Source organism: Amycolatopsis sacchari (genome assembly GCF_900114035.1).
Lineage (GTDB): Bacteria > Actinomycetota > Actinomycetes > Mycobacteriales > Pseudonocardiaceae > Amycolatopsis_E > Amycolatopsis_E sacchari.
The window spans coordinates 1-5,252 of record NZ_FORP01000058.1 but is presented as its reverse complement, the minus strand read 5'-3'; the positions used below and the strand labels follow the sequence as shown (position 1 = coordinate 5,252).

The following is a 5,252-nucleotide window of genomic DNA, read 5'->3' as shown; positions in this document are numbered from 1 at the left end:
GGGTCCATGACCATGGACAGCGCTTCCATGCCCACACCCAGCGCGCCCATACCGAACTCGACCCACGACCCGTCCTTCACCCCATTGGCCAGATCGACCGCCGACTCCGCGATCCCGATCCCCGTGACCGCCGTCGTCTGCGACTGCGCCTGCGCGACGAGCGGGTTAGCCATTCAGGGGCTCGCCGAGGGTCTTGATGGCGTCACCGGTGGTCTGGTCCTGGCCCTCGTAGGTCTGGACCGTGTCCCGCACCTTCGTCGCGGTCTCGGCGACGGACTCCTGCGCGCTCTGCAGCGCCCGCACACCGAGCTGCTCGAAGGGGTCCAGCAGCAACGCGAAGGGCTGGCAGATGACGCCGTACGCGCTGTTGTCCATGCTGACCTGCTGCGCCGCCTGCACGGCGGTGCTCAGCCGCTCGGCGAGGCCGTCGACCTTCCCGGCGTGCGTCGTGAGCTCGTCGGTGAGTACCTCGTACCCCTCCGCCATGGGAACTCCCCCTTCTAGTCGCGCCGCAGGAAGGTCTGGTCGCCGAAGTCGTCGTCACCGTCGTCGCGGGGCCTGGGCTTCGGGCGCGGTGGCGGCGGTGGGGGTGGGGTGGCGTCGTCGGCCTCGGTCTCGATGCGCAGCTGCCTGCCGGGCGCCGGGGGCGGCGGCTCCTCCTCGGGCGGCGGCGGGAAGTTCTCCTCCGCGGTGGCCACGAGGTGCCTGCTCGTTTCGTCGTCCCCCACGGTTTCCGCGAGGATTTCCCGGATCCGCTGGGGATAGCGGGACTGCGCCTGCTGCATGGCGGTGAGCACGGCGGCCGCGATCTCGTCGGGGCTGAGCTTGCGCACGGCGTCCGTCATCGCGACGCCCGTGGGGATCCCGTTGCTGCCGACGGTGACGCTGACCGCGCCGCCCGCCGCCGAGCCGGTGATCGAGATGCCCTGGACCTCCTGCTGCATCCGCTGGTAGCGGGCCGCCTTCTCCTTGGCGTCGCGCTCCCAGTCGTCGACCATGCGCTCCACGTCGCCGAGGTCAGCCACCACCGGTCCCCTTTCGTCTTCCTTACCGACGCAGCCGGGCTGTGCCAGGTTCCCGCAGGCGGGAGCAGGCGTCCAGTAGCAGGCGCAGCGCGGCCTGCATCGATCAAGTGAGCAATCCCAAACGCCGGTGCCACGGGAATGCACCACTTCGATCACAACCCGGATCGCCGGGGGGTTAGCCTGGTAGGCGCATCAAGCGGACAACCAAGATCGAGATGGATAGAGGCGAGTCCCTGCCGTGTCCAGCAGCAGCCCTGCGTCACAGTTCGGCCCCAACGAATGGCTCGTCGAGGAGATGTACGACCAGTTCCTCGCCGACCCCTCTTCAGTAGACGCCGCCTGGCATGACTTCTTCTCCGACTTCAAGCCGACGCAGACGCCGGAGACCAAGCCGGACACCGCCGCCGCGCCGCAGGCCACGCAGGCCCCGCAGTCGTCCAACGGCCAGGCGAAGCAGGCACCCGCGAAGCCCGCCGCCAAGGCCGAGGCCCCCGCGAAGCCGCAGGCCGCCCCGGCCAAGCCCGCCGCCAAGCCGCAGCCCGCCGCCGCGAAGCCGCAGGCCACCGCGGCCCCCGCCGCGAAGAGCGAGCCGGAGACCAAGCAGCTGCGTGGCGCCGCCGCCGCGATCGCCAAGAACATGGACGCCTCGCTGAGCGTCCCGACCGCGACGAGCGTGCGCGCCGTCCCGGCGAAGCTGATGGCGGACAACCGCATCGTCATCAACAACCACCTCAAGCGCACCCGCGGCGGGAAGATCTCGTTCACGCACCTCATCGGGTACGCGATGGTCCGCGCGCTGCGCGACTTCCCGAACATGAACCGGCACTACGAGCTGATCGACGGGAAGCCGTTCGCCGTCACGCCGGAGCACGTGAACCTCGGCCTCGCCATCGACATGAAGGGCAAGGACGGCGCCCGCACCCTCGTGGTGGCCTCCATCAAGAACACGGAGAACATGTCGTTCCTCCAGTTCTGGCAGGCCTACGAGGACATCGTCAAGAAGGCGCGCAACAACAAGCTCACCGCCGACGACTTCTCCGGCACCACGATCTCGCTGACCAACCCGGGCGGCATCGGCACGAACCACTCCGTGCCGCGGCTGCAGGCGGGCCAGGGCGCGATCATCGGTGTCGGCGCGATGCAGTACCCGGCGCACTTCGAGGGCACCAGCGAGAAGACGCTGGTCGAGCTGGGCATCAGCAAGATCATGACGCTGACCTCGACGTACGACCACCGCATCATCCAGGGCGCGGAGTCGGGCGAGTTCCTCAAGCGCATCCACGAGCTGCTGCTCGGCGAGGACGGCTTCTACGACGACATCTTCACGTCGCTGCGGCTGCCGTACGAGCCGATCCGCTGGGTGGAGGACATCCCCGAGGGCGAGATCGACAAGACCGCCCGCGTGCTGGAGCTGATCGACGCCTACCGGATGCGCGGCCACCTGATGGCCGACACCGACCCGCTGAACTACCGCCAGCGCCGCCACGAGGACCTCGACGTCCTGTCGCACGGCCTGACGCTGTGGGACCTGGACCGCGAGTTCGCCGTGGGCGGGTTCGCCGGCCAGCAGCGGATGAAGCTGCGTGACGTGCTGGGCGTGCTGCGCGACTCGTACTGCCGCACGGTGGGTGTCGAGTACACGCACATCCTGGACCCGGAGGAGCGCCGCTGGATCCAGGACCGCGTGGAGGTCCCGCACGCGAAGCCGGACCCCAACGTCCAGAAGTACATCCTGTCGAAGCTCAACGCCGCGGAGGCGTTCGAGACCTTCCTGCAGACCAAGTACGTCGGCCAGAAGCGGTTCTCGCTGGAGGGCGGCGAGACGGTGATCCCGCTGCTGGACACCGTGCTGGACAAGGCCGCCGAACACGAGCTGGACGAGGTCGTCATCGGCATGCCGCACCGCGGCCGGCTGAACGTGCTGGCGAACATCGTCGGCAAGCCGATCTCGCAGATCTTCCGCGAGTTCGAGGGCAACCTGGACCCGGGGCAGGCGCACGGTTCCGGTGACGTGAAGTACCACCTGGGCGCGGAGGGCAAGTACTTCCGCATGTTCGGTGACGGCGAGACGAAGGTGTCGCTGGCTTCGAACCCGTCGCACCTGGAGACCGTGGACCCGGTGCTGGAGGGCATCGTCCGCGCGAAGCAGGACATCCTCGACAAGGGCGACCAGGACGGCCAGGGCTTCACCGTGCTGCCGGTGCTGCTGCACGGTGACGCGGCGTTCGCGGGCCAGGGTGTGGTGGCGGAGACGCTGAACCTGGCGCTGCTGCGCGGGTACCGCACCGGTGGCACCGTGCACATCATCATCAACAACCAGGTCGGTTTCACCACCGCGCCGGAGCACGCGCGGTCGTCGCAGTACGCGACGGACGTGGCGAAGATGATCGGGGCCCCGATCTTCCACGTGAACGGGGACGACCCGGAGGCGGCGCACTGGGTGGCGAAGCTGGCGGTCGAGTACCGGCAGGCGTTCAACAAGGACGTCGTCATCGACATGATCTGCTACCGCCGCCGCGGCCACAACGAGGGCGACGACCCGTCGATGACGCAGCCGGCGATGTACGACATCATCGACACGAAGCGCTCGGTGCGGAAGACCTACACCGAGGCGCTGATCGGCCGCGGTGACATCTCGGTCGAGGAGGCCGAGGCCGCGCTGCGTGACTTCTCCAGCCAGCTGGAGCACGTCTTCAACGAGGTGCGTGAGCTGGAGAAGCACCCGGCGAAGGCGAGCCCGTCGGTCGAGGAGGAGCAGCAGGTCCCGGCCAAGGTGCCGACGGCCGTGTCGCGTGAGGTGATCGAGCGCATCGGGGACGCGTTCCTGAACGTGCCCGAGGGCTTCAACCCGCACCCGCGGGTCAAGCCGGTGCTGGAGCGCCGCGCGAAGATGGCGCGCGAGGGCGGGATCGACTGGGCCTTCGGCGAGCTGCTGGCGTTCGGTTCGCTGGCGATCGAGGGCAGGCTGGTCCGGCTGTCCGGGCAGGACTCGCGGCGTGGCACGTTCACGCAGCGGCACTCGGTGCTGATCGACCGCAAGAACGGCAGGGAGTACGCGCCGCTGCAGAACCTGGGCGAGAACCAGGGCCGCGTGATGATCTACGACTCGGCGCTGTCCGAGTACGCGGCCGTCGGGTTCGAGTACGGCTACTCGGTGGCGAACCCGGACGCGCTGGTGTTGTGGGAGGCGCAGTTCGGCGACTTCGTCAACGGCGCGCAGACGGTGATCGACGAGTACATCTCGTCCGGTGAGGCCAAGTGGGGCCAGCTGTCCGACGTCGTGCTGCTGCTGCCGCACGGGCACGAGGGCCAGGGTCCGGACCACACGTCGGGCCGCATCGAGCGCTTCCTGCAGCTGTGCGCGGAGGGTTCGATGACGGTGGCGGTGCCGTCCACCCCGGCGAACTACTTCCACCTGCTGCGCCGGCACGCGCTCGACGGGATCCGTCGTCCGATGATCGTCTTCACCCCGAAGTCCATGCTGCGCAACAAGGCGGCCACGTCGTCCGTCGAGGACTTCACCGGCCAGTCGAAGTTCCTGTCCGTGATCGACGACGCGCAGGTGGACCCGGCGAAGGTCCGGAAGGTGCTGTTGACATCGGGCAAGCTCTACTGGGAGCTGGTCGCGGAACGCGCCAAGCGTGAAGCGAACGACGTCGCCATCGTGCGGATCGAGCAGTACTACCCGCTGCCGATCAAGAAGCTGCGTGCGGCGCTGGAGCGGTACACGGGTTCGCCGCAGGTGACCTGGGTCCAGGAGGAGCCGGAGAACCAGGGCGGTTGGCCGTTCTTCGGCCTGCACCTGCCGCGCAAGCTGCCGGAGCTGCTCTCGGGCCTCGACGTGGTCTCCCGCCGCCCGATGGCCGCCCCGAGCGCCGGTTCGTCCAAGGTGCACGAGGTCGAGCAGAAGGCCCTGATCGCCAGGGCATTCGACTGATCCGAAGGCAAAAGGCGCCCTCACCCCACAGGGAGGAGGGCGCCTTCTTCTTTTGCCCCCACAACACAACCGTCACCCGGCAACGCAAACGCGAGCGGCGCCACCGCCCACACCCACCCCCACACCGATCCCCAGCCTCATTAGCGGTTGGCTCACCGTGTCAAGGGTGGCGAAGCCATCGCGAAGCGACGCCGAAGGAAGCTTCTATGTCAAGTGGTGGTGGTCGGTGTGGAGTGCGTGGTAGAGGACGTCGGAGAGGTGGCGTTTGAGGGCGCGGATGGCGGCTTTTC

The 5,252-nt window shown here is 68.5% G+C and carries 3 protein-coding genes; 1 reads left to right on the top strand and 2 read right to left on the bottom strand.

Features of this window, described 5'->3' with window-relative positions; genetic code table 11:
- Positions 1-165 precede the first annotated feature (165 nt).
- Together BMZ92_RS36550 and BMZ92_RS36545 are read right to left on the bottom strand one after the other, a co-directional pair.
- On the bottom strand, positions 166-486 hold the full coding sequence (locus tag BMZ92_RS36550) for a type VII secretion target (RefSeq protein ID WP_091517262.1): 321 nt from the start codon (positions 484-486) through the stop codon (positions 166-168).
- A gap of 14 nt (positions 487-500) precedes the next feature.
- Positions 501-1,025 (bottom strand): YbaB/EbfC family nucleoid-associated protein, encoded by a 525-nt coding sequence (locus BMZ92_RS36545; protein ID WP_091517263.1) that lies wholly within the window; start codon positions 1,023-1,025, stop codon positions 501-503.
- Between the two features lie 238 nt (positions 1,026-1,263).
- Between BMZ92_RS36545 and BMZ92_RS36540 the strand changes: the two genes are divergently transcribed.
- On the top strand, positions 1,264-4,962 hold the full coding sequence (locus BMZ92_RS36540; RefSeq protein WP_091517261.1) for a multifunctional oxoglutarate decarboxylase/oxoglutarate dehydrogenase thiamine pyrophosphate-binding subunit/dihydrolipoyllysine-residue succinyltransferase subunit: 3,699 nt from the start codon (positions 1,264-1,266) through the stop codon (positions 4,960-4,962).
- Positions 4,963-5,252: the final 290 nt, after the last annotated feature.